Consider the following 24,053-nt stretch of genomic DNA (forward strand, 5'->3'; position numbering starts at 1 on the left):
AGTTATTCTTCCGTACACATTCGCTCATACTTCGAATTGGTATGATTTAGTGCATCTGTCCCGGATGGAGCCGATATGCCATCGCTCCACCCGCGGTATCCGGTTCTCAAGGTACCCGCGCCGGCCCGCCTGTCGGCTGCCGTCGCGCAGGGATTAATAATGCCAGAGGGGAGGCCGACCGGGGACGGGAATATCGGTCTCCACATCTCGCACACAATTGGGGGGCTTTCGCAAAGCTGAAATCCGACCCCGCCGATCTCTCCGAGCGCCCACGCCCTTACAAGAGCATTATCTAGAAAGAGGTTTGTGCAGGGACCGCTCTTCACGATGAATCAAGACCGCTCTGGAACTCCGTCGCATTGGACTTATTTGTTGCCGTAAAGCACCACCCCTCACGCTGCCCCTTCTCTACCTCTCTGTTTAAGGGTTAAGCGTCCTCTCCATGATCCCTGCCTTCGAAGTGCTCATGGCAGGCTCTTGATTTTTTGATTCGTCGCGGCCCTCCCGTCCTCACGCTCCGGCCATTCCCATTTATATATGCATCCGCTTCCCCTCCTTGACTCTTGTCCGCACGAGTCGATACTATCGAACAAACGTTCTTAGAACATATGTTTGCAACGGGAGGCAGTGTGAATCAAGGATCAACACGGCAAGATGGGAAACGCATCTACCTCTGCATTGACTTGAAAACGTTCTATGCAAGTGTGGAATGCGTCGATCGAGGGCTCGATACCCTTGTAGACAATCTTGTCGTAGCCGACATTACGCGCGGCCGAGGAACCATTTGCCTCGCCATCACAGCGGCCATGAAGCGCTTGGGGATACGCAACCGCTGTCGCATCTTTGAGATCCCCGCAAATGTCCGCTACACGGTAGCGCAGCCCCGCATGCGTCACTATATGGAGGTTTCCGCCCAAATCTATGGTACATACCTCGAATACGTCTCGCCCGAAGATATCCACGTATACTCCGTCGACGAGTGCTTCATCGATGCCACGCCTTATCTCTCTTTATATAGCTGCGATGCGCGTACGTTTGCCCTAGAGCTGATGGGCGCTGTGAAGAAACGCTTTGGCATACTTGCAACGGCTGGAATCGGGACAAATCTCTTCTTGGCAAAAGTCGCGCTCGACATCACGGCCAAGCACGCAGAAGACGGCATCGGCGTCCTCGATGAGGAGCTCTTTCGACAGCACGTGTGGAACTATCGGCCCATAACCGATATCTGGGGTATCGGGCCGGGAATAGCGCGCCGTCTCGAACGTCTAGGAGCCTTTGATCTTAAGGGGGTCACCCAACTACCCGAAGAGGTCATCTATAAAGAGTTCGGCGTCAATGCGGAATACCTCATCGACCACGCCTGGGGACAAGAGAGCTGTACGATGGCCGATATCCACACGTACCGTCCATCGGCCTCCTCGCTCAGCAAGGGACAGGTCCTCTGCCGTCCCTACTCCTTTGAGGAAGGGCGTACGATCTTGCGTGAAATGGTCGAATCACTTTCCTTTGACCTGTTGGAAAAACGTGCAGTATGCGACCGTATTTCACTCTATATCGGATACGCAACGCCCAAAAGCCAAACAAAAGCACGCAGCCCTACGATCTTTGTCGGAGAGCACGGCATGCAAAACATGGCCCGAGAGCCCAACCTTTGCGTCACGGGATCTCGAAAGCTTCCCGAGCAAACGGGCTCGTTCTCCCTGCTCTTTTCGCACTTCGACACCCTTTATCGGGCAATCGCCGATGAAGAACGCACGATAAAACGACTCAACATCGGCGTGGGCAACCTTATTCCCGAAGAGCTGCGTACCTGCACGCTCTTCAACGGCTGTGAACATGAAACGGAAGAGCGCAACCTACAAGGCGCAATCTTGGACGTCAAACATCGGTACGGCAAAAACGCGCTGATGCGTGGCGCCAGCTACCGAAAGGAAGCAACGGGCCGGGAACGGAACAAACAAGTTGGAGGACATCATGCCTGATATGGATGCAAGCAAGAACATCCCCTCGCCCTGGGGGGAGCTGACATTCGAAGCCGTTCGCGCGCCCCTTAGCGAAAAGCACGAAAACGAATGTGCCGAAGGCGCTTCGACGGCGGCACCCTCGCGTTGCGCGAACGGAAAAGCGCGCGCAAAGCGCGCGGCGCAGTTCATGCCCTTTGCCGCCCTCACGGGCTATTTCGACCTCATCCGCGAGCAAGAATGGAAGGCGCAAGAACGTTTCAAAAAGACCGCCCGCGAGAGTTTTGACGCATGACACAGGCGAAAAGAAAGATTGAAGCGCATCAATAATTGAAACATCGTGCAGGACTGAATTCTCGGCCGTTCGACGAATAGTCAAGAGAAAAACGCGGTATGATAGCCGTGCATGTCATAAGGCTTGCGCAAGGTCAAACGCGGAAACCGTCTCTCAAAGCGCGCACACCGCGCACGGGGATCGTTCGCCTCGGGCAGCCCTGCGTGGCCCCAAACACGAAAGAGAGGAGAGGCATGCAGTACTCACAGGAAGTGGAAAACATGTGCCCCGTCGCTAAGGGCGCATACCACGGCCCCGCACCCATCCCCGAGGAGGGCAAATGGGTTCAGGCCAAGGAGATTTCCGACATATCCGGCCTTACGCATGGTGTGGGCTGGTGCGCACCCCAGCAGGGCGCCTGCAAGCTCACGCTCAACGTCAAGGAGGGCATCATCGAGGAGGCACTCGTTGAGACCATCGGCTGCTCGGGTATGACCCACTCCGCCGCCATGGCTTCCGAGATCCTTCCGGGCAAGACCATCCTCGAGGCCCTGAACACCGACCTCGTCTGCGACGCCATCAATGTCGCCATGCGTGAGATCTTCCTGCAGATCGTCTACGGCCGCAGCCAGACCGCGTTCTCCGAGGGCGGCCTGCCCGTGGGCGCCTCCCTCGACGACCTTGGCAAGGGCCTTCGCTCCCAGGTCGGCACCATGTTCGGCACCAAGGCAAAGGGCGCTCGCTACCTCGAGCTCGCCCAGGGCTACGTCACCCGTATGGCTCTCAACGACAAGAACGAGATCATCGCGTTCGAGTTCCTGAACCTCGGCAAGTTCACCGACGCCGTCAAGGCCGGTAAGACCCCCGAGGAGGCCATCGCTGGCGCCATGGGCCACTATGGTCAGTGGGAGAACGCTGCCAAGTACATCGACCCGCGCACTGACGAGGAAACCCACTCCGTCGCCAGCGTGTTCCCGGTTCACGAGTAGAAAGGGAGGGAAAACACAATGACTGTTACGTTCGAAGGTTACGAGCGCCGCGCTGACAAGATCAACAAGTGCCTCGCTGACAACGGCATCGCCTCCCTCGAGGAAGCTCTGCAGATCTGCACCGACAAGGGCTTCAACCCGCGTGAGATCGTCAACAACACCCAGTCCATCGCCTTCCAGAACGCCGAGTGGGCCTACACCCTCGGCTGCGCTCTCGCCGTCAAGCGCGAGGCCAAGACTGCTTCTGAGGCTGCCGCCATCATCGGCGAGGGCATCCAGGCCTTCACCGTTCCCGGCTCCGTCGCCGAGGACCGCAAGGTCGGTCTGGGCCACGGCAACCTGGGCGCTATGCTGCTCTCCGATGACACCGAGTGCTTCGCCTTCCTGGCTGGCCACGAGTCCTTCGCTGCCGCTGAGGGCGCCATCGGCCTGGCTCTGAACGCCAACAAGGCTCGCAAGAAGCCGCTGCGCGTTATCCTCAACGGCCTGGGCAAGGACGCCGCCCAGATCATCGCCCGCATCAACGGCTTCACCTATGTGAAGACCCAGTTCGACTACTACACGGGCGAGCTCAAGGTCGTCGAGACCATCCCCTACTCCGACGGTCCCCGCGCCGCCGTTAACTGCTACGGCTCCGACGACGTTCGCGAGGGCGTTGCCATCATGTGGCACGAGAACGTCGACATCTCGATCACCGGTAACTCCACCAACCCCACGCGTTTCCAGCACCCTGTCGCTGGCACCTATAAGAAGGAGCGCATCGAGGCTGGCAAGAAGTACTTCTCCGTCGCTTCTGGTGGCGGCACTGGCCGCACCCTGCACCCGGACAACATGGGCGCCGGCCCTGCCTCTTACGGCATGACCGACACCATGGGCCGTATGCACTCCGACGCCCAGTTCGCCGGTTCTTCCTCCGTGCCTGCGCACGTCGACATGATGGGTCTCATCGGCATGGGCAACAACCCCATGGTCGGTGCCACCGTCGCTTGCGCCGTTGCCGTTGAGGAAGCTCTGAACGCTTAGTCCTTCTTCGCAACTGCGAAATTGACTCATAGGGCCGTCGCCTATCAAAGGCGACGGCCCTATTGTTTTAGAAGCTCAGACGATAAATTGGGGCGAGGGCCCCTTCGGTCCACCAGTCAGCAACGGGAAGGAATCGTATCGCGCAGGCTCTTCAGATTCTCCAAAGCCGCCAACAGCGTCTCATCCTTTTTGGCGAAATGAAAACGAATGAGATGGTTGACAGGCTCACGGAAGAAGCTCGAGCCCGGCACAGCGCCGACCTTTACAAGACGAGCCAGATCTTCGCAAAACTCAAGGTCACTCGAATAGCCAAATTCGCTGATGTCCATAAGCACATAGTAGGCGCCCTCGGGCGTGTTATGAACCAAGCCAAGTTCGTCAAGCCCTTTGCAGAACAGATCACGCTTATGCGTATAAAGCGCCAGAACCTCGTCGTAGTAACTTTGGTCGAATCTCAAAGCGCACGCTACTGCCTCTTGCAAAGGCGCCGCAGCTCCCACAGTCAAAAAGTCATGTACTTTCTTGATGCGCTCGGTAATCTGCGGCGCGGCGATGGTGTATCCCAAACGCCATCCCGTAATCGAGTACGTCTTGGACAGAGAAGAGCAGCTAATGGTGCGCTCGAACATCCCCGGAAGGCTGGCCATATAGGTATGCTTACAAGGGGCATAGACGATGTGCTCATAGACTTCGTCTGTAATACAGTACGCATCGTATTTCTTGCATAGGCTCGCGATGAACTCGAGCTCTTCGCGCGTAAACACTTTTCCGCACGGATTTGAAGGGTTGCAAAGGACAATAGCCTTTGGCCTGTTTTCACAGAAGGCATGCTCTAGCGCCTTGCGATCAAAATCGAATTGCGGAGGATTAAGCGGCACATAGACAGGCTTTGCGCCCGAAAGAATCGTATCGGCACCGTAGTTTTCGTAGAAGGGACTAAAGATAACCACTTTATCGCCCGGATTGGTCACAGTCATCATCGCAGCCATCATCGCTTCTGTTGAACCGCATGTAACAACGATATTCTCATCGGGATCGACAGGAATGCCCATGTACCGCGATTGTTTTTCGGCAAGCGCCTGGCGCATAGCCTGGGCACCCCAGGTGATGGAATACTGATGGTAGCGCGGCGAAGGATCCCTTGAGATCTCTTCGAGACTCTTAAGAAGCTTTGAAGGCGGATCAAAATCGGGAAAACCCTGCGACAGGTTAACTGCATCGTATCGAAGCGAGATACGCGTCATACGACGGATAACGGAATCGGTAAAACTGGCAGTACGGTCGGACAGTGGCTGCATTGTTGCCCCCTTGGTAGTACGAACGGGCTGAGTGTACTCCCAAAGGGGATGACATTAAACGCTAATGAAGCCTGGAATAATTTGGAAACGTTTTAACGCAACGGCAGTGCCACAATAAAGCTTATGTTTACTGATACCTCGTACATGACGCTGAAAGGACAAATGCGACGCGTATGCCCCAGTGTGTGGGAGAAGGCGCCACCGGGCGCAAACAAGACGATGAAAACTGATTCAGATCCGCAGGAGAAAACAGCACCGTCTCGAATAGCTAATAAAAAAGCCCCACGAATGAGGCCGTAAAATCAGATGGTGGACCGTCAGGGATTCGAACCCTGGACCTTGGGATTAAGAGTCCCCTGCTCTAGCCAGCTGAGCTAACGGTCCAATAAAAAACTCCATCGCTGGAGTTTTGATTATGAAATGGTGGACCGTCAGGGATTCGAACCCTGGACCTTGGGATTAAGAGTCCCCTGCTCTAGCCAGCTGAGCTAACGGTCCAACTACTCTATGAGAGATGATGGGGTGGGTAAAGGGACTCGAACCCTCGACCTACGGGACCACAACCCGTCGCTCTAGCCAACTGAGCTACACCCACCATGTGCCTCTCTCAAAGCGCTTGATTATTATGCACTCCCACGACCAAGCGCGCAAGCCCCTTTTTTAACTTTTTTAGCCTATTTGCCATTTACCAGCACGTTAAGCTTACAAAGAGGCTATTCATGTCCAATTTTCCTCCGACGCAACGCACGCCCCATCGCATGGCATACAAGAATGCCAAAAGCCGCGCTGCAACAATCAATCAAAACATCGACTGGAGTCCCGCAACGCCCGGGGACAAAACGCTGAATCGTCTCATCGACGCAAGCCACCATAACGGGGACGACGCACACCATCACAAAACGGCGCATCGAAAGCTTCGGACCTGTCGAAAAAGCGCTGTGAACCAATATGCTCAATAGCGCATATTCAGAAAAATGAGCCATTTTTCTCACCAAGAGATTGGTGAGCCAAGCTGAAGGCAATCCCACTCCAGATAGCCAAGACCGCGCCATCGACACTACAGAAAGGCTCAGATGGGAACTGCCCGTTCCAGGGACAAGCGAGTTTCCCCAAATAAAGAGGGTCATGCAGCCTGCAGCGATAAGCCATCTACGCGAAAGCGGCGCCAACGCGTCGCCTTCACTCAAGGGAAAGAAGACGATCACGTACCCTATGCTTCCTGGGCGACAAGTCGTGGCATCGTCATGGTTCCGCCCTGAATAACGCGAAGATACTCATGGCTGCGCGTACGAACACTCTGCGAGGAAACTTTATCGAACTCCTCTTCAAGAATCTCGTTCACATGCGTATGCAAGCCCGTTGAGCGTGCGCCCTCCGCAATAGCCCTGCAGCGCTCTTGCGGAACGGGCGCTGTCGTTTCCGCCCCTTGAGCAGTCTGGAACGGCACTGCCTCGCCAACCGGGATAGCGCGCGTTTCTTCCGCATCCTCGGATAGAATCGCCAAGGCCGCCGCCCACATGTCCTCATGCCCACTGTAATCAACCATGGGCACCTCAATGGCCTCGGGCTCCTCGAGCTCCTCAGGTACCGGATCAGGACAAATCGAAGCAACGGACGCCGCGACCGCACTAGACCTGGCAGCAGTCTGCTCTTGCGAACGGGAAGATCCCGTCACGGCAGCATCGGGAATCGTCATAAAAGTGTCGGTGGATTCGCAGGCCGTATTGGAAGCGGTCCCACGCGCGATCTCTTCAAGGGCAATCTGATACATGTCTTTGGAATGGATGGGGTCGCAACTCACCGAAAGATCCGAATCAAGCAACGAGTCGATCTCTGCCCACGCCTCCTCTTCCGAAAGCGCATCCACGGCACGGGAGATAACAGGCACTCCCTGCTGGTGCGCAGCGCGGACATTCTCCGAGCGTCGATGCGCGACGGCCTCAACATGCTCGGCAGCCTGATCAAGCTGCTCCTCATGCGAAGAAATCAAGCGCTTTGTAGCGACAAGCATGCCCATTCCAGCAAGAGAGCCGATCGCAAATGGCATTGCCGCAGTTCCAACAACCGCATGGACGTCTTTAAACGGAATCGTCGCCGCAAACGCAACCGCGGGAATCGCCAGGCACGCGCCAGCGGACAGTCCGGCCGTAAGAGCGCGATGTGCGCAAACGTTAGAAGCCATGACCAGAATCCCTTCGACTACTCACAATCCAACATCAGCGGCTTTCGCCATCTTTTGGTAGGCAAAAGCCACGCCTGCGCGCCTGCGGAAAATGATGAAGTTTCATGTAGCTGGGAAACGCTGGGCCCCTAGCAACGGATTATGGTTCGTTTCATCTGCGTTTTCCGTCGCGTATTATGGCCATTATGCGCAAAACCCAAGGTAATTGCAAGAATTGTTCAGATAAATGAACGACGACATCCAGGAAAAGCTGCAAAAAAGAACCGGGAAGGTCAATCCTCCCCGGTTCCCAGAAACTCTTACGAAAACGCGCTAGAGCGAAGCTTCGTGATCGGCAGCCTTTTTCGCCGATCGAATCAAGAACTCTTCGTTAGAATTCGTTCCCTTGAGACCCTTGATGAACGCAGCCGCGCTGCGCTCGGTGTTGTTCATATTGGCGAGAATTCGGCGAATGCCCCAAACAAAAGGTCGCATGCTCTCGTCGATAAGTAGATCTTCGTTTCGAGTACCGGACGCAACCGGATCGATAGCCGGGAAAATACGACGATCGGCCAGGTCACGGTCGAGCTTAAGCTCCATGTTGCCAGTGCCCTTGAACTCCTCGAAGATAACTTCGTCCATCTTGGAGCCCGTGTCGATAAGCGCAGAAGCGAGAATCGTCAAAGATCCGCCGTTTTCGATATTGCGTGCGGCGCCCAAGAAGCGCTTGGGCGGATACAGCGCCGCAGAGTCGACACCGCCGGAAAGAATACGGCCCGATGCCGGTGCCGCGAGATTATATGCGCGAGCAAGACGGGTGATGGAGTCGAGTACGACCACCACGTCGCCGCCCATCTCGACGATACGCTTCGCGCGCTCAATAACGAGCTCGGAAACACGCGTGTGGTTATCGGCAGGCATATCAAACGTCGAGGCAACGACATCGCCCTTGATGGAGCGCTCCATGTCGGTAACTTCCTCTGGGCGTTCATCTACCAGCAGGCAGATGAGATGAACCTCGGGATTATTCGCAGCGATCGACTGGCAGATCTTCTTCAAGATAGTCGTCTTGCCCGCCTTGGGCGGCGAGACGATCAGACCGCGCTGACCCTTGCCAATCGGCGAAACGATATCGATAGCACGACCGGTAATGGAATCGCGACCATGCTCCATCTTTAGCGGCTCGTTGGGATAAATCGGCGTGAGCTCGGAGAATTTGGGGCGATGACGCATTTCCTCGGGATCTTTACCGTTGATGGCACGGATCTTTGCCAAACCCGGGAACTTGTCGTTTGCACGAGAAGGACGCAGCGTTCCCTCGATCACGTCACCCGGACGCAGGCGAGCGGCGCGAATCATATTCAGCGGCACAAAAGCGTCATCGCGGCTGGGCATATACCCGTGAGCACGAATGTAACCAAAGCCTTCATTGGTGATGTCGAGAATGCCCTGGATGTCGCGGAAACCCTCTGCACGGGCAGCGGCGACGTAAATCTCTTCGACAAGCTCGGCCTTCTTCTTGCCAGCCACATCAAGGTCGAGCTCTTTGCCCTTTTCGCGCAGCTCGGCAACCTTCATTGCCGTCAGCTCCTCGCGCGAGAGGCTCGGTTCTAGAGGAGCAGCATAGCGATTGTTTCCGCGTTGTTTGCGGTTCTGCTGGCGGCCATTGCGGCGATCGCCGTTGCGATCGTTGCGCTCGGCATGTTCGCGCTTGTTTTGATGCTTGCGGCGCTTATCGCCACGAGCGGAATCTGAGGAATCTGCAGTCGAAGCATCGCCCTCGGAAGTTGAGGCGTCCTTCTTGACGGATGTGTCTTTTGACTCATCCCCTTTGCCCCGCTTTGCCGCTTTGGGCTCTTCGACCTGCTTTGCCCCCTCAGGTTCTTTTTCCTCTTTGGGTGCGGCTTTAGGTGCGGGCGTATCCTGCTCATTCGCCTTTTCGGAAGGAGCCAGGGAGTCGTCTTGCGGTGCCTCCTGCGACGTCGCGGTCACCTTGCGCGTACGGCGGGCTCGACCAGGGCGAACGTCCTTTTCCTGCGAATCGTCAGATGCAGGAGCTTCGCTTGATGACTCCTCGGCCTCCTCTTTGCCCGTTGAGGCTTTGTCCACCTTCGGCTTACGCGTGCGGCGAGCAGGGCGAGCGGGCTCCTCGGTGGCAGAAGTCGGAGCCTCGGCAGGAACGGACACTTCCGACGGTTTCTCCGAATCGGCGGGTTTCGCTATGTCAGTCGCCTTGCGGCGACGCGTTGTCTTCTTAGGTGCCGCGGGGGTATCGCCCACAAGCACCTCGACCTCGCGCTCCTGGCGCTGGCGCTCATCACGAACGACCTGCGCTTGCATGACTTGCGCAAGGGCACGGGCCTGCGCCACCTCCGAAGAGACGGCTTCTGCCGTCTCCTCCTTCACCGTGCGCGTACGCTTGCGAGCGGGCTTCGGAGCAGCCTCTCCCTCAGCTTTCGGCGCAGCCTTGCGCGTGCGCCGCGGGCGCGCGGGGGCCTTCGGCGCAGCATCAACTTCAACAGGCGTTTGATTCTCGGGAATCTGAGTTTCTTCAGTTGCCACTATGCCTGCTCAACTACTTTCTTCCAGTCAGCCTCGAAGCTTGCGAGACCACGATCGGTCAGGGGATGCTGGAGGCATTTCTTAAGCGCGGCGAACGGCACGGTCGCGATGTCGGCACCCAGCAGGGCCGCCTGCGTGACGTGGTTGGGAGTGCGCACGGAAGCGGTGATGATCTCGACCTGGTCATCGACGTTCTTGCCGGTCCAGTCGTAATTCTGGATGCAGGTAACGACGTTGGCCAGCTGCTCGATGCCGTCCTCGGCGATATCGTCAAAGCGACCGACGAACGGCGAGATGTAGCGAGCGCCGGCGTTAGCAGCAAGAAGCGCCTGAGTCGCAGAGAAGACGAGCGTCATGTTAATGCGGACGCCTTCAGCAGCAAGCGCATGCGTGGCGGCAAGGCCTGCCTCGCAGACGGGAAGCTTGACCACGATGTTGGGGGCGAGCGCAGCAAGGCGGCGGCCCTCCTCGATCATGCCCTCAGCGGTTGTCGCGGTGGACTCAGCAGAAACGGGAAGACCCTCGCAAAGCTCTGCGATCTTCAGCATGTGGGGCTCGAAGTCCGCAAGCTTGCCGCCCGTGCGGGCATACAGGGACGGGTTGGTGGTGACGCCGGCTAGGCAGCCCCAGCTTTTGGCCTCTGCAATCTCGTCAAGATCAGCGGTGTCGATGAAGAACTTCATGCGGAATACTACCTCCTTATATGCAGCCACTCTTGCCGTGGCATGCTTCCTATGAATAGAGAGAATTCAACTCGCCTCTTGCGCGAGTTCAAAGCAGCGCAAATACGCAGGTGAAGCTTATATGCGATCAGCAAATACGTAATAGAACTGTAGAAAGTGGTTGTGTTGCGCTCTTTTGCCAAGTGTAGCACAAGCATGCAAGGCGCAACACAACGGAATAGGCCAGCGAGCTTCACACACTTGCAAACACCGATGCGCTACGGATCGCATCGTTAATAAATCCATCGCACGGCGCGCGTATTCCGTGACACTCCCGCCAACCGAGCGGGATATTTCATAATCAAAAGCCATAAAACCATAGCCATTAATTTAATGATCCAGTTTGCTTTACATGCAGGTAAAAACAAATCCCCTTTGCATGGAAACCCCTGGAAACACAGGTATTTAAAGCACATCCGTACAAGCTTTGAATAACCCCATACGCAACCTTTAACGTTAATCGAAAAATACTGCCGTTCATCCGAGATTTGCGCATTTTGCGCGTATACGTTGCCCACCAAAGTGTCGATAATACAGCCAATTACAGATTCCGCCGTGACTGCAAGGGAGGCGGCACGTGAAGCTTGAGGACTCTGGAATTTATCCCTTTATCAAGGATTATCCTAAATGCAAAATCCTCCATCGTTTTGGAAAGGGCGAATGTATCACCGACTCCATCGCGCGCAATGAAGACTACTGGTATGTAATCGAAGGCCAAATCGAGGTTGTGGCGACCTCGCACAACGGCAGGCGCATCCACGTAGACGACAACGTTGAAGACGAGTGGACCGGACATTTAAGCAAGTACTGGGGACAGAATCTATACTGCGACTGCATCGCAGTCACGCCCTGCGCCTGCATCCGCATTCCAAATCCCATCTTCAACAACCTTATCAAGGACAAAGACTTCAGACTCTTCTTCTATTTCAAGATGAGCTCGCGCCTTTACGATATGTACCGTCGCAGACTGTCCTACGACCTGTTCACCCCGCGCCAACGCTTTGCGGCTCACCTTATTCTCAATGCCGAGGATAACGATTGCTACATGGAAAACGTCTCCAAGACCTGCGACGAGCTAGGAATCAGCCGCCGCAATCTATACAACATCATCTCCGACTTCGAGGCACTCAAAATCATCTCTTATGAGCAAACCGGCCTCGTAAGCATCAGGGACCGCGAGCAACTGCGAAATATCGCCCAGCCCGCTCTGGAATTCAACGAGAATCGCGATTAGGAACAAACATCATGACCAAAGCACCGAACACCGTGGAAGTTACCTACGAGTCTTTCCGCATCCCGGTACAACTTGCGGATTATCGCACGATCACTCTCACCGATGAAGAACGTGAGCGCGCCGTTCAGCAAGCATCCGCCGTGCCCGAAAGCCAGCAGGGGCTCACTACCGACTACTTCCTGCAAGCTGCATTTGTTGAGAAAGTCGCCAGCAATAGCACGCTACGCGTCCCCAAGCAGATTGCACACGAACGAGCCCTCTCCATGGGCCGCACACTACAGCAAAAACTAGAGAGCGACCAACTTTCGCTGGACGATTACCTCAAGGCCATGAAGACCACCAAGGACCAGCTTATCGCTGAGTTCGAAGTTGAGGCGAAGCAGCAGCTCAGGCAACGCATCGTCCTTTTGGCGATCGCCAAGGCAGAAGGCCTCGAGGCCACTGACGCCGATTACGCCAACGAGGTCGAGCGTCTCTCCTCCTCCTACGGTATGCCTACCGAGGGCCTCGTGGGATTCTTCGCCGCTAGCGGCGAAAATGAAAGTGTGCGTCAGGATATCTCCGTATCCAAGGCAGCCGATTTCATGAAACAGCTTGTGCTCAACTAGCAAAAAACAAAGAGTCCTCTTTCCGATCCGGGCGCCCGAAACTTGCGGGCGCCCGGATTCGTTTTATTAGAACGCGGCCGCACAAAGAAAAACGCCCTCGGCCGTAAAGCCGGGGGCGTCGAGAGAGGCTAGCAGATGGAACTACTGCAGATTCTGCATTTGATCGCCGGACTTGTTATTAATCCACTCGATCGCTTGCATATCCGTGCCCTTAATGTGGTTGATGAGCCAGTTGGTGACCTCTTCCTCAACCTTCTCGGCAAAAGCATCGGTCGGGCCGCCGGCCACGAGGTCTGCATGAAGACCCTTGACGGTCTCGACGAACGCGTCGTGCTTAGCTTTATGCTCAGTGAAGAGAGGGTACTTTGCATTCTGCATAAGTTCTTCTTCGCTAGCAAAGTGGAAAACCGTGTACTCGGCCAGGAAGTTCAGAGTCTCCTCTGCCTTAGCGGCGCGGGTGGCCTCGTCTTCGCTTGCAAGGGCGGCATAGAGGTCGTTGATGCGCTTGATGAGCTCTTTGTGCTGGCCATCGACAACTTCATTGCGGGTATAAAGGCTCGGAAGGAATTCGGCAGTCTTCATAATTAAGCTCCTTAAGGGTTAAACCATGCTTCAACAACTAGCGGGCTTACTCCTCGCCCTTCATCTTGTTGGGAAGCAGGATGGCGAAGATGGTGGAAACAATGTAGGCGCCCAGACCGAAGTAGAGCGACGTGGTGTAGGTGCCGGTCATGTCGAACAGGAAGGCGCCCATGAAGGTACCGAACGAAGGACCGATGCCCATGATGATGAGCGTGGAGAGGCCCCAGATCCTACCGAGGGAAGCGCCACCAAAGACGGTGCCGGCATAGCCAGCAGCGCCACCGGGCTCAATGCCCCAGTAGACGGACAGCAGGACCATACCCAGGCAGACGATCGGGAAGTTACCGGTCAGTGCGCAAAGAACGCCAGCGATACCGAACAGCGGGGAGACGACGAGCATGAGACGACGAGCGGGGCGCTCGACGCCCATCTTGACAACGAGGGCGTCCGAAATCTTACCGGTGATAGGCATAGCGAAGATGCCAGCAAAACCGATAAGCATGTAGACAACGTTAGCAAGAGGCATGCCAAACAGGGACTCCTGAGTCCAGCCGAGGTCGATGGTGAAGAAGCGAACGACCTGAGACCAGATGAGGAACTCGCCCATGACGGCAAACATGAAGGCGAAGATGTCGCACCACAGAGCACGAGTCTTGAAGGCTTCGCCAACAGTCCAAGTGCGAGCAGGCTTAGCGTTCTCGTCCTTCTTGGGCAGGGAGTCCAGGCCGAAGGGCTGAGCACCGATCTTGTCGGGCATGGGCTTAGCAACGGCAGCGGCGATAAGCAGCATGACGGCCATGATCACGGAGAGGAGCTTCATGCCCATGGACCAACCGGCGTTCTTAAGAACCGGGGAAACCACGATGGTGAGCAGCAGCTGGGCCATCGGGGCGCCCATGAAGGCAAGGCCCCACTTGGAGCCATAGGAGGCACCAACGTACCACTTACGGCAGGAGATGGTCGAAGAGACCCAAAGCATACCGGTGCCGACGCCAGCGAAGACGCCGTAGCTCAGCAGGTAGACCGGGAAGGACCAGGAGACGCCCTCAGGAATGAAGGAAGTCAGGAAGAAGCCCAGGAAGCAGCAGATAGCGCCGATGATGTAGGTGGGCTTGGTGCCACGCTTGTCGATCAGCGAGCCGCTGAAGAATGCCGTGATGGCGTAGAACGTCATCATAAAGCAATAGCCGAGCGAGGCCTGGGTCGAAGTCCAGCCCATGCCGTCGACAAGCGACGTCTGCATGATGGAGAACGAAGACCTGTAGCCAAAGAGGCAGAAAACGGCAAGCCATGCAGCGATTACGGTACAAGTACCATATTTTTTAGCCGTCTCTTTGGAGATTGCCATGAGTGTAACCTCAGCTTTCCAATTGGTCGGCCAATGCAGTGAAGGACTGAGCCCTCTCGGCATCGCCGGCACGGTTGTACATAGTTGCCGCGTTGCGGGCGATCGACGGAAGCTGTGCCGTCAAATCGTTTGAAGCGCGGGCAAGGTCGATGAGCTCTGCCATGGCATCGCCGGCATCGGCGAAGCGCTTGGCGCGATAGAGCACCATCGCGTGAAGATTCATCAAGGTGTAGCGGTCCTGTGCTGTTAGAGTCTGTTCACCGGATTCAAGTGCGCTGCGCACGGCGGAAACAGCCTCATCGACACGCCCAATCTGCGCCAGAGTTGCAATGTGGTTGGAAAGGGCGCCGATGAAGTCCTCCCCTGTCGCGCAGCATACGGAGACCGCCTCGGCGGCAGCATCCGATGCCTGCTCCGCTTGCTCGGCAAAGCCACGCATAGCCCAAGAAACAGCCAGGGCATCGTGAGCGCGAGCGCGCAGAACGGCAGTGGGAACCTCGGGGTCGGGATCGCCCAAAGCGTTAAGGGCCTCCTCGATAAGACGAGCAGCGCGCTCCGGATCGGTTGCATCCAGGCAGGCATACCCGGCATTGACCAGAGCACTTGCATAGGCAGGCGTGTTCTCAAGGCCTTCATCGATCAGGCACTGACGAAGCTCCTCATACGTCTCCAGGCACTTGTACCAAGCGCCGGAGGAACGATAGAGATCGGCTAGGTCGGAAAGGGCGACAACAAGGCCCTGCTCGCGATTATGCTGCCATGCAGCATCCTCTTCGGCAAGGGCGTCGGCATCCTTGCCGCACGTACAGGCGACGCCAGCGCAAATCGTGCCCGATTCACGCAAACGCGCGATTTCCTGGGTCAGATAACCCTCGAGCGCGTTCATGTCCCCCTGGCGACGGTAATCGTTCACCGTCGCTCTATATGCGTTAGCGTCGAAAACCATGTCCAACGCCTCCTCAGCTACACGATTGAGATTAATTAGAACGGAGTGTCATCGCCGACATAGCAGGCGATGTTGTTGTCGAGATACAGATCCTGCAGCTCGCTCATGCGCTCGGGAGTCATATCGCCATGGTCGGAGTACTCGTACTCCTTACCCAGCTGCTCCCACTTGGTCTGGCCCAAGCGATGGAATTTAAGCAGGTTGATCTCGTAGAGACCGTTCTCGTTCATGAACTCGATGAGGCGCTTTGCGTTCTCATCGCTGTCGTTAAAACCGTGGATCGTCGGCTGGCGAAGCACCAGGCGTCCGGGCCATCCGGAACGCTTAAGGGCGCGGATGTTGTTAAGAATGCGCTCGTTGGAAACGCCGGTGCCCCACTTGTGGGCCTCGGGATCCATGTTCTTGACGTCGACGAACGCGAAGTCCAGACGACGGAAGATCTTCATGAACACTTCTTCGGTAGCGTATCCGCTGGTCTCGATAGCGGTGTGCATCGAGAGCTTTTTGCACTCCTTAAGAACCGCATCCAGATACTCATGGTGCAGAAGCGGCTCGCCGCCGGTAAAGGTGACGCCGCCGTCAGAACCCCAGTTGTTGTAGTCGCGACGCAGCGTATTGACAAGATCGGATACCGTCATAATGCGAACGGTCTGCTTAAGAGCACCGGCAGCGCACGACGTGGTGCACTCGATGGTCTCGCAGTCGTTGCAGATTTTCCAGTCTACACTCGGCTTTCCGTTCTCGTCGAACTGAATCGATCCGTGGGGGCACGCATCCCTGCATGCTTTGCAGCCTTGGTCCCACTTGCACACGCGGTCAGCAAACATGAACTGAAGCTTGGGACGCCAGCTCTCCGGATTGGCACACCAACGGCACTTCAAGGGGCATCCCGTAAAGAACACGTTAGTGCGGCAGCCGGGACCATCGTGCACCGAATAACTCTGAATATCAAAAATCATGCCTGTGGGCTCGGCGCTCATGGCCCCTCCGATCACGTGGTAGGAATAGAAAAGTCCCGGCCGGCCAGGCGATAGACCGGCCGGGACCTAAATCCCGCTATAGGGAAGTCAGAACGTGTTGCTACGCGTTCTCGAAGTTCTCGCAGCAGAAGGCGCCGCAGTCACCGTATGCCCAGGTCTCCTTCTCGAAACCAGAGCAGGTGCCGATGCCATGAGAATCGGCATCGTGGAACTTAGCGCAGAACTTGCACAGCTTGCCGCACTCGAAGTTGGGGCAGGCGTCGGAGCCCTCGCCGTCCAGCGGAACAATCATCCTGCTGACGGCGCACATGCCCTTTTCGCAGTCCAGCGCCAGGAAATGCTTGCACTCGTAATGCTTCATATCGAATACAACTCCTCAGTTTTCTACATCTCGTACTCAGTACGGTAGATGACCTCGTCCTGGATAGGCTTACCGATCTCGCACCAATACTGGGTGAAGCCAGCGACGCGAACCATGAGGTCACGATAATCGTCAGGCTTCTTCTGGGCCTCGCGCAGCGTCTTGGAAGACGTGATGTTGAACTGGACGTGGAAGCCACCCTTGCGCATGTAGGCGCGGATGACGTCGAGCAGCTTGCGAGTACCGTTGATGCCGGCCACGGCGCTCGGGTGAATCTTGACGTTCATCTGAGCGTTCTGGTTCCTGGAGTGGTCGTAGCAGGTAGCAGAGGTGAACACTGCGTAGATGCCGTTCTTGTCCGTGTTGGCGGCAGGCGAGACGGAGCCGTCGGCGTAGGTAACGCCAGCGAGGCGGCCGTCGGCGGATGCGAGGGTGATAGCGCCCTGCGGGCCGTGCGTGGACACGGAGATCTGGCACATGTACAGCGGCTTGCCGTAGTAGGACTTCAGGGTCGGCATGAGCGCGGTCATGAGGTCCTCGTAGTGCACCATGAGGTCGTCGACATAAGGATCGGCGTTGCCGAACTTAGGAGCGTTGACGCAGTCGGTGAAGATCTTCTCGTACTTCACGGCCTCGTCGGTAGCCTCGCGGCGGTCGGGCGAGAAGACGCCAGTCTCGAATGCGGTCTTGAAGCCGAAGTTGTGCTCCAGTGCATCCATCATCTCGTCGAGCGTGTACTTCTTCTCGTCGAAGACGTTCTTCTTGAGGGACGCCATCGCGTTGATGAAGGTAACGGTACCGCAGGACTCGAAGTTGATGGTGGAGTTGTAGCGGCAACCCATGTTGGAGAGGGTCTGGCCCTTGGTGAAGCAGTCAGGCTTCAGGAGGGAGGCAACCACAGGCGGGTTGTTCTTACGCCAGATGTCCATCTGGATGTTGTTGACCTTGAGCGAGATGTCGCACAGCTCGGTCATGTAGTCCATCCAGACATCCCAGACGTCGTCCATAGTCTTGAGTTCGCGGTTGTGCGGCTCGAAGACCTTGATGCCGGTACGCTTGTCGACACCGTTGGTGAGGACGAGCTCGAGCAGCTTGGGCAAACCGGTGAAGTGAATACCGGTGCCAGCGGTCGGAGCAGCGCCGCCGGGGATCCAAGTGGTCTTGCCGTTGTAGTGCAGCGGCAAGAAGCAACCAGGCGAAGACTCGAGGCAGCCGCCGAGGCACCATGCGCGGGCGTCCTCGACCGTCATGCCCTCGTCGTGATAATGACGCAGCATGTAGTTCATACCGCACTGGTTGTTCATCCATGCGGGGTAGCCCTGGCCGCCCTTGCAGCAGCGAGCTGCCTTCATGAGGAACTCCTCAGGCGTCTTCTCGTCATAGAGGACGGAAAGCGTCGGCTGAGTGGTGCGGGCACGGGTGCCGGCCTCAACGATGAGGTACTCAAGCGGGGTGACAGCGGTCAGACCGTCACGAGCAAGGCCGCCGAGGGACAGGTTGTTGAAGGTGTTGCCGGAAAGAACGCCGCCGGTAACGCCGGAGGAGGCGAAGCACTCGATCGAGGTGATCTTAATGCGGTAGAGCTCGAGAAGCTCGATGGCCTCTTCCTCGGTGATGGTGCCGTCCTCGAGGTCCTTCTCATAGAAGGGCTGCAGGACCTGGCCCAGACGACCGATGGACTGGCCGGACTGCGGGTCCTCGTTGACGACAGCGAGGTGGCACAGGAAGGTGAGCTGGAGGGCCTCACGGAAGGTCGAGGGCTGCTTGTGAGCGATGTTGTGCATAACAACAGCGATGTCCTCGTACTCCTTCTTCTGCTGAGGATCGGGCTCGCACTCAGCGAGGGACTCGGCGCGCTTGCCGTAGTTGTCGGCCCAAGCGGAGAGACCCTTGGTGATCTCCTTCATAGCCATGTAGTAGTAGCCACGGCTCATGCCCAGCAGACCGTCGCCGTTCTCGGCAAGACCGAGGATCTCGGCGATCTTCTCGTCGCACATCTCGATGATGCGGTCAAAGCCATACTCGAGAGGCATGTAGTAGTTGATGATCTCGCGACCCTGAGGGATGGCCCAAGAGTCAAACATGACGAGAACGGTGTCGCGATAGGCCTTGTACTTGTAGTAGTCAGGAATAGCCTCGGAGTACTTCTGGGTAACGACCTCGATGGAGCAGTTATCCCAGTACCTGGAAATCTTCACCAGGATGGGGACTTCTTCCTTGCGCAGACCGAACTTCTGAGCGATGGAAACGACGTTGCCATAGCTCTCGGTGACGTTGCCGCCACCGGCACCGACGACGGACATACGGTCGGCCTCGGCCAGAGCCGGAGCCTCAGCCTCGGCGAGGAGGGCCTCAGCCTGGGCATTGAAGAACGAAGCGTCGACCCACGGGAACGGGAAGGCACCACGCCAGTTCTTGGTCTTATTCATAACGAGCAGCTCGCCCGGCCAGATGGTCGGGGTGGTGTGTGCGAGAGCAGCACCATAAGCCTTAGCGCGACGAATCTCGGGAACGTCACCCTCGTTCTCCCACCAGACACGGTTATACCAATATGGGATCTCCATATCGATGGTGTTCTTCATCTGGTAGTAGATGTTGATGAGCTTCTCAAAACGCGGGCTAGGCGCGGGAATCTCTTCCTCGGTGTAGCCGGCGTCAACAGAGACGTCCAAGCTCTTATCCTGCCTGTTGCGTGCCTCGAGAATCTCAAAGATCTTTGTCTGTTTGTCCACGGTGTACCTCCTTGTGTGCAAACGTGCAGACCCTAACTTCGTTGCGGTTGGCCTTCGTGTCCCTCCTTCGGGCTTCCCGCATCGCTAGGGGGATAGTACGTGGTGAACCACCGTTCAGTGACGTGTACTTTGCGCAAAAGCAAGCCGAACGGTCGCTCAGAGGATGTGTTCGGTATGTGGTGCGAGCACGATGCGCAGGTTTACTATAGTTAACTATAAACTCTAGTTGAATAAAGTACGTTGTATATAAATCGCTGTACAAGAGAATGACCTCGTTCACCTGTGCATGTTTCACAATTGTTAACGAATCAATGTATAAATTTGACCATTTCCTGCATACCAAAATAAGCCTTTTTAATGTCTAAATACCCGGTGGAAAGAGGGTTTTAGACATTCGCAAGCGCTTTTAAGAACAAAAAAGCCCGTCCGCGAACCGCGGACGGGCTTGCAAAATCCCCTTGAGAAAACGCCTTAGCAGGGGTTAATAAAAAACTAGCTCACTTTACAGCGATTTACTACATACGCTGGGGCGCCGAGACGCCCACGAGGGAAAGAACCAGTCCAAGAACAGAGCGCACGGCATCGCACGCGGCCAGGCGGGCACGCGAAAGCGCGGGATCGACCGGACGGCCTTCGCTCGGCAGAACCTGGCAAGCGGCGTAGAAGCTGTGGAAGTCGCCAGCGAGTTCCTCTGCATAATGCGTAAGGCGGAAGGGCGCGCGATCGCGTGCGCAGCTAGCAATGAGCTCGGAGAGCTCGGAGAGCTTGCGGGAAAGAGCCAGCTCGGTAGGGTCGGTGAGCAAAGCATAATCCACGTTTTCGCCGATAGCGCGGGCTGCAACGGCATCCATGCCGAGCGCCGCCGCTTCCTCGGGCGTCACATCGGCGGCACGGCGGAGAATCGAGCAGATGCGCGCATGGGCGTACTGCACGTAATAGACGGGGTTATCCTGCGTCTTGGCCTTGACCTTTTCGATATCGAAATCAATCTCTTGGTTGCTGGAGCGCGAGATGAGCGTATAGCGCGCAGCATCGGCGCCGACCTCGTCCACAAGCTCGCGGAACGTGATCATGGTTCCACGGCGCTTGGACATCTTGACGGGCTTGCCGTTGCGCAGCAGGTTTACGAGCTGGCCGAGCAGAACCTCGAAGCGTCCCGGGTAACCCAGAGCATCGCAGGCGCTGCGAACACGATTGATATAGCCATGATGGTCACAGCCCCAGATGTCAATCACATGATCCACGCGCTGGAACTTATTCCAGTGATAGGCAACATCAGAAGCAAAGTACGTGTACTCGCCATCGGACTTGATGAGAACGCGGTCCTTGTCGTCGCCCAGATCGGTCGAGCGGAACCACAGGGCGCCTTCCTTCTCGTAGAGATAACCCATCTCGTCGAGCTTCTTGAAGGCGCGGTCGACGGCCGAAGTGCCGGCAAGCTCTCCCTCGCCATCCTTGACGTAGAGAGTACGCTCGGAGAACCAAACGTCAAAATCGCAGTTCACGTCGTGGCAAAGCTGCTTGATGCCCTCGAGCATACGCAGGTAGCCGCGCTCGCGGAACTCCATCATGCGATCGTGCTCGTCGGCATCGACCCACTTGTCGCCATCGGTGCGATAGAAGTAAGCAGCCTCGTCGATGATGTAGGAGCCGCCGTAGGAGTCACGACCGAGCTTCTCGGCAAACTCATTTTGATACGGATGGGTCTCGGGATGCTCGTCGGCGTCGTCGGCAGCAAAGGCGTCACGATCGGCAACGAGGATCTTGTGCGCCTCATCGATATCGACACCGCGGGTACGAACGATATCGGCAAGCTGCATATAGCGCATGGCAACGGAGTTTCCGAAGGTATTCATCTGATTGCCGTGATCGTTGATGTAGTACTCGCGCTGGATGTCATAGCCGGCATGCTCCATAACGCGGCACAGGGAGTCGCCAAGGGCTGCCCAGCGGCCATGGCCGATATGCATGGGACCCACAGGGTTTGCGGATACGAACTCGACCTGGGTCTTGACTCCCTCACCGGCATTGCTGCGAGCGAAATCCATACCCTGAGCGCGCGCCTCGCCAAACACGGCGTTCTTGGCGGCAGCGGAGAGATAGAAGTTGATGAAGCCGGGGCCTGCGATCTCGACCTTCTCGACCGAAGCGTCCTCGGGAAGGTGCGCCACGATCGCCTCGGCGATCTTGCGCGGGGCGCAGTGCGCGAGCTTTGCCGACTTCATGGCAAGCGTAGTGGTCCACTCGCCATGCGAGGTGTCTGCCGGGCGCTCGAGAGCATAGTCGTCGAGCTCGAATGCGGGCAGCTCGTCGGCGTCGATGGCGGCAGCAAGGGCATCGCGCAGGAGCTGTTCGATCTTTTGGGACATGGGTCCTCCTCTATAACGAATCTCGCAGGCTCTTGATCGCCTGCCGAGCGCTGCGCCAACTATCGGCACAAGCAGGCAATACTCTAGCACACCGACCTGCCGACGCGCTTTTACCCAACCGTGCAATCATGTGGGATTTTTCTGGTCATTTTCAACAAAAGCGCACGTAGAGATGCTATTCTGAAACAGGTACGCGTCTAAAAGATGGAGGAAGCATGTTTAAGATCGGTGAGCACGTGATACATCCGGGCCAGGGCGTCTGCACGGTGACGGGGTTCAAGGACTCCCCCACCCCCATGATCGAACTCGAAGCCCACTCCGGACACTCGAAGACCAAGCTCCTCTATCCTGTATCGCAGGTCGACCGCCTTCACGCCTGTATCGACAAGGACCAGGCCGAAAAGTTGCTCTCCGACTACGATTCGATAGCATGCGACTCGTTTACCGAGCGCAACAGCTCCCTTGAGGAGAGCTATTTCAAGCAGCTGCTCAAGCAAGGTGCCCCCACCACGATTCAGGTCGCAAAGACTATGCGTTGCCGCATTCATGACGCAGAATCTCAGGCAAAGAAGCCCAGTAGCTACTATATGCGCATTCTTAAGGAAGCCCATCGCCGTTCGGTCGAGGAGCTTGCCGTTGCCCTTGGCGTGAGCGAAGACGATGTCGAGGCACGCATCGCGCAGACGTTTGAAGGTTTTGGCCAAAACTAGCATCATCCTCAAGAGAGCTTGCCGGGCGGGCGTGCACGTGTGCATGCCCGTCTTTGCTGTATGGGGCACTTTTGTGTTAGACGCGGCGCGATGATGGGTATTCATATCCCAATAGCTCTTCGATTGAAGGAATCTATCATGCGCTTTTTGCTCAATTGGCTCCTCACCTCGATCGCCGTTGCGATCGCTACGTTCATCGTTCCCGGCATTGCACCATTTGGTGCAAGCGAGGCATGGGTGAGCTTCATGTTTGTCGGCCTGTTTTTGGGATTTGTCAACTCGCTTGTCAAGCCAATCATCACCGCCATCTCGCTGCCCGTGACCATCATCACGCTCGGAATCTTCCAGCTGGTCATCAACAGCTTCATGCTTGAGCTTGCAAGCTGGCTTTCTATCAATATCCTTGGCGCAGGAATATCCATCGCAAGCTTTGGCTCTGCCTTCATGGGCGCCATCATCGTGAGCATCATGTGCGCGATATTGAACGGCGTAGTTGAAGAATAGACAACAGCGCCGGGCCGCTTTAGGGCAGCCCGGCGCCTCGCAGGATGGCCTAGATGTCTTGCGGCGCGAGATTCGCTCACGCCGTGTGCTTCGCTTTAAATGATGTAATCGAACGACTGAGGTTCTGCAACCAGATCGGCTACGGTCACGCTGTCCAGGTATTCGTTAATCATGGTGTGAAGTTTGGTCCACATGCCAAGCGTGGTGCACGTTGCCTCGCGATCGCAGGCGGCGGCGCCCTCGACAAGGCAGGAAACGGGCGCGAGGCTTCCCTCGGTAAGACGCAGAATCTCGCCTACGGTGTATTGATCGGCGGGGCGCGTTAGGCAGTAACCGCCCCCCTTGCCACGCATGCCGGAAAGCATGCCATTTCGCACAAGGATAGCAAGGATATTCTCCAGATACTTCTCGGAAATTCCCTGACGCGCAGCAATCTTCTTAAGCGGCGTGCGGCCAGCAGCCTGATGCTGCGCAAGGTCGATCATGACGCGCAGGGCATACCGGCCCTTAGTGGAAACAAGCATATGACTGGCCCTCTTTCCTCTTTCTTTAACCACCATATCATACCAAAATACTAGGTTGATTACATGCTGCAAGCTGGATAAATCGCCTCTCCAGGCAATCAGGGAGCGCCCGTTCGCTTCATTGTCTCGAAACAAAACTATATTCCTATTGACATACTAGGTTTT

21 protein-coding genes and 3 tRNA genes are annotated in these 24,053 nt (G+C 56.5%); 8 read left to right on the top strand and 16 right to left on the bottom strand.

What is annotated here, in order from left to right:
* Nucleotides 1–608: 608 nt before the first annotated feature.
* The 4 genes from BQ9843_RS06240 to BQ9843_RS06255 all read left to right on the top strand — a co-directional run bounded on the left by BQ9843_RS06240 (nt 609) and on the right by BQ9843_RS06255 (nt 4,247).
* Entirely contained in the window at nt 609–1,982 is a 1,374-nt protein-coding gene (locus BQ9843_RS06240) for a Y-family DNA polymerase (RefSeq protein WP_075844349.1), read from the top strand.
* A complete protein-coding gene (locus BQ9843_RS06245) occupies nt 1,975–2,256 on the top strand; it encodes a hypothetical protein (RefSeq protein WP_040220975.1) in 282 nt (93 codons plus the stop codon). The genes BQ9843_RS06240 and BQ9843_RS06245 overlap by 8 nt, the downstream gene beginning before the upstream one ends.
* A gap of 233 nt (nt 2,257–2,489) precedes the next feature.
* Complete coding sequence (locus BQ9843_RS06250; RefSeq protein WP_022386132.1) at nt 2,490–3,224, top strand: iron-sulfur cluster assembly scaffold protein; 735 nt, start codon at nt 2,490–2,492, stop codon at nt 3,222–3,224.
* Nucleotides 3,225–3,242: 18 nt separating this feature from the next.
* Nucleotides 3,243–4,247, top strand: coding sequence for a GGGtGRT protein (locus BQ9843_RS06255; protein ID WP_040220977.1), 1,005 nt, complete (start codon nt 3,243–3,245; stop codon nt 4,245–4,247).
* Between the two features lie 116 nt (nt 4,248–4,363).
* On the opposite strand, the gene BQ9843_RS06260 is transcribed toward BQ9843_RS06255, so the two are convergent.
* From BQ9843_RS06260 to BQ9843_RS06295, 8 genes are all read right to left on the bottom strand, one after another.
* Nucleotides 4,364–5,545, bottom strand: a complete 1,182-nt coding sequence (locus BQ9843_RS06260; protein ID WP_075844350.1) for a pyridoxal phosphate-dependent aminotransferase — start codon at nt 5,543–5,545, stop codon at nt 4,364–4,366.
* Between the two features lie 307 nt (nt 5,546–5,852).
* Nucleotides 5,853–5,929: transfer RNA gene (locus tag BQ9843_RS06265), tRNA-Lys, on the bottom strand.
* A 37-nt stretch (nt 5,930–5,966) separates the two neighbouring features.
* Nucleotides 5,967–6,043 (bottom strand) — tRNA-Lys (locus BQ9843_RS06270).
* Nucleotides 6,044–6,063: 20 nt separating this feature from the next.
* Nucleotides 6,064–6,140: transfer RNA gene (locus BQ9843_RS06275), tRNA-His, on the bottom strand.
* Nucleotides 6,141–6,258: 118 nt separating this feature from the next.
* Entirely contained in the window at nt 6,259–6,750 is a 492-nt protein-coding gene (locus tag BQ9843_RS06280; protein ID WP_230205628.1) for a VanZ family protein, read from the bottom strand.
* 5 nt (nt 6,751–6,755) lie between these two features.
* Nucleotides 6,756–7,727: a hypothetical protein gene (locus BQ9843_RS06285; RefSeq protein ID WP_075844351.1), complete on the bottom strand. Its 972-nt coding sequence runs from the start codon at nt 7,725–7,727 to the stop codon at nt 6,756–6,758.
* Nucleotides 7,728–8,039: 312 nt separating this feature from the next.
* Complete coding sequence (rho, locus tag BQ9843_RS06290; protein WP_407641413.1) at nt 8,040–10,268, bottom strand: transcription termination factor Rho; 2,229 nt, start codon at nt 10,266–10,268, stop codon at nt 8,040–8,042.
* Complete coding sequence (locus BQ9843_RS06295) at nt 10,268–10,951, bottom strand: transaldolase family protein (RefSeq protein ID WP_022386695.1); 684 nt, start codon at nt 10,949–10,951, stop codon at nt 10,268–10,270. The genes rho and BQ9843_RS06295 overlap by 1 nt, the downstream gene beginning before the upstream one ends.
* A 616-nt stretch (nt 10,952–11,567) precedes the next feature.
* Here BQ9843_RS06295 and BQ9843_RS06300 point away from each other — a divergent pair.
* Both BQ9843_RS06300 and BQ9843_RS06305 read left to right on the top strand, forming a co-directional pair.
* Nucleotides 11,568–12,224 carry a Crp/Fnr family transcriptional regulator gene (locus BQ9843_RS06300; RefSeq protein ID WP_075844352.1) on the top strand — a complete coding sequence of 219 codons (657 nt, stop codon included), beginning with the start codon at nt 11,568–11,570 and terminating at the stop codon, nt 12,222–12,224.
* Nucleotides 12,225–12,235: 11 nt separating this feature from the next.
* On the top strand, nt 12,236–12,832 hold the full coding sequence (locus tag BQ9843_RS06305) for a trigger factor (protein WP_022386693.1): 597 nt from the start codon (nt 12,236–12,238) through the stop codon (nt 12,830–12,832).
* 141 nt (nt 12,833–12,973) lie between these two features.
* On the opposite strand, the gene BQ9843_RS06310 is transcribed toward BQ9843_RS06305, so the two are convergent.
* The 7 genes from BQ9843_RS06310 to argS all read right to left on the bottom strand — a co-directional run bounded on the left by BQ9843_RS06310 (nt 12,974) and on the right by argS (nt 22,150).
* Nucleotides 12,974–13,414, bottom strand: coding sequence for a bacteriohemerythrin (locus BQ9843_RS06310; protein WP_022386692.1), 441 nt, complete (start codon nt 13,412–13,414; stop codon nt 12,974–12,976).
* A 46-nt stretch (nt 13,415–13,460) separates the two neighbouring features.
* Complete coding sequence (locus BQ9843_RS06315) at nt 13,461–14,762, bottom strand: MFS transporter (protein WP_022386691.1); 1,302 nt, start codon at nt 14,760–14,762, stop codon at nt 13,461–13,463.
* Between the two features lie 10 nt (nt 14,763–14,772).
* Nucleotides 14,773–15,708 (bottom strand): tetratricopeptide repeat protein, encoded by a 936-nt coding sequence (locus BQ9843_RS06320; protein ID WP_075844353.1) that lies wholly within the window; start codon nt 15,706–15,708, stop codon nt 14,773–14,775.
* A gap of 35 nt (nt 15,709–15,743) precedes the next feature.
* Complete coding sequence (hpdA, locus tag BQ9843_RS06325; protein ID WP_075844354.1) at nt 15,744–16,688, bottom strand: 4-hydroxyphenylacetate decarboxylase activase; 945 nt, start codon at nt 16,686–16,688, stop codon at nt 15,744–15,746.
* Nucleotides 16,689–16,788: 100 nt separating this feature from the next.
* Nucleotides 16,789–17,049, bottom strand: a complete 261-nt coding sequence (gene hpdC / locus BQ9843_RS06330; RefSeq protein ID WP_040220990.1) for a 4-hydroxyphenylacetate decarboxylase small subunit — start codon at nt 17,047–17,049, stop codon at nt 16,789–16,791.
* Between the two features lie 23 nt (nt 17,050–17,072).
* Complete coding sequence (gene hpdB / locus BQ9843_RS06335) at nt 17,073–19,781, bottom strand: 4-hydroxyphenylacetate decarboxylase large subunit (protein ID WP_075844355.1); 2,709 nt, start codon at nt 19,779–19,781, stop codon at nt 17,073–17,075.
* A gap of 515 nt (nt 19,782–20,296) precedes the next feature.
* Entirely contained in the window at nt 20,297–22,150 is a 1,854-nt protein-coding gene (gene argS, locus BQ9843_RS06340; RefSeq protein WP_075844356.1) for an arginine--tRNA ligase, read from the bottom strand.
* Nucleotides 22,151–22,365: 215 nt separating this feature from the next.
* Here argS and BQ9843_RS06345 point away from each other — a divergent pair, with 215 nt between their 5' ends.
* Nucleotides 22,366–22,860, top strand: a complete 495-nt coding sequence (locus BQ9843_RS06345; protein ID WP_075844357.1) for a CarD family transcriptional regulator — start codon at nt 22,366–22,368, stop codon at nt 22,858–22,860.
* 138 nt (nt 22,861–22,998) lie between these two features.
* Entirely contained in the window at nt 22,999–23,364 is a 366-nt protein-coding gene (locus tag BQ9843_RS06350) for a phage holin family protein (RefSeq protein WP_075844358.1), read from the top strand.
* Between the two features lie 95 nt (nt 23,365–23,459).
* On the opposite strand, the gene BQ9843_RS06355 is transcribed toward BQ9843_RS06350, so the two are convergent.
* A complete protein-coding gene (locus BQ9843_RS06355; protein ID WP_075844359.1) occupies nt 23,460–23,888 on the bottom strand; it encodes an RrF2 family transcriptional regulator in 429 nt (142 codons plus the stop codon).
* Nucleotides 23,889–24,053 lie beyond the last annotated feature (165 nt).

It is taken from the genome of Collinsella bouchesdurhonensis, from assembly GCF_900155365.1.
In the GTDB taxonomy this organism is placed as follows: domain Bacteria; phylum Actinomycetota; class Coriobacteriia; order Coriobacteriales; family Coriobacteriaceae; genus Collinsella; species Collinsella bouchesdurhonensis.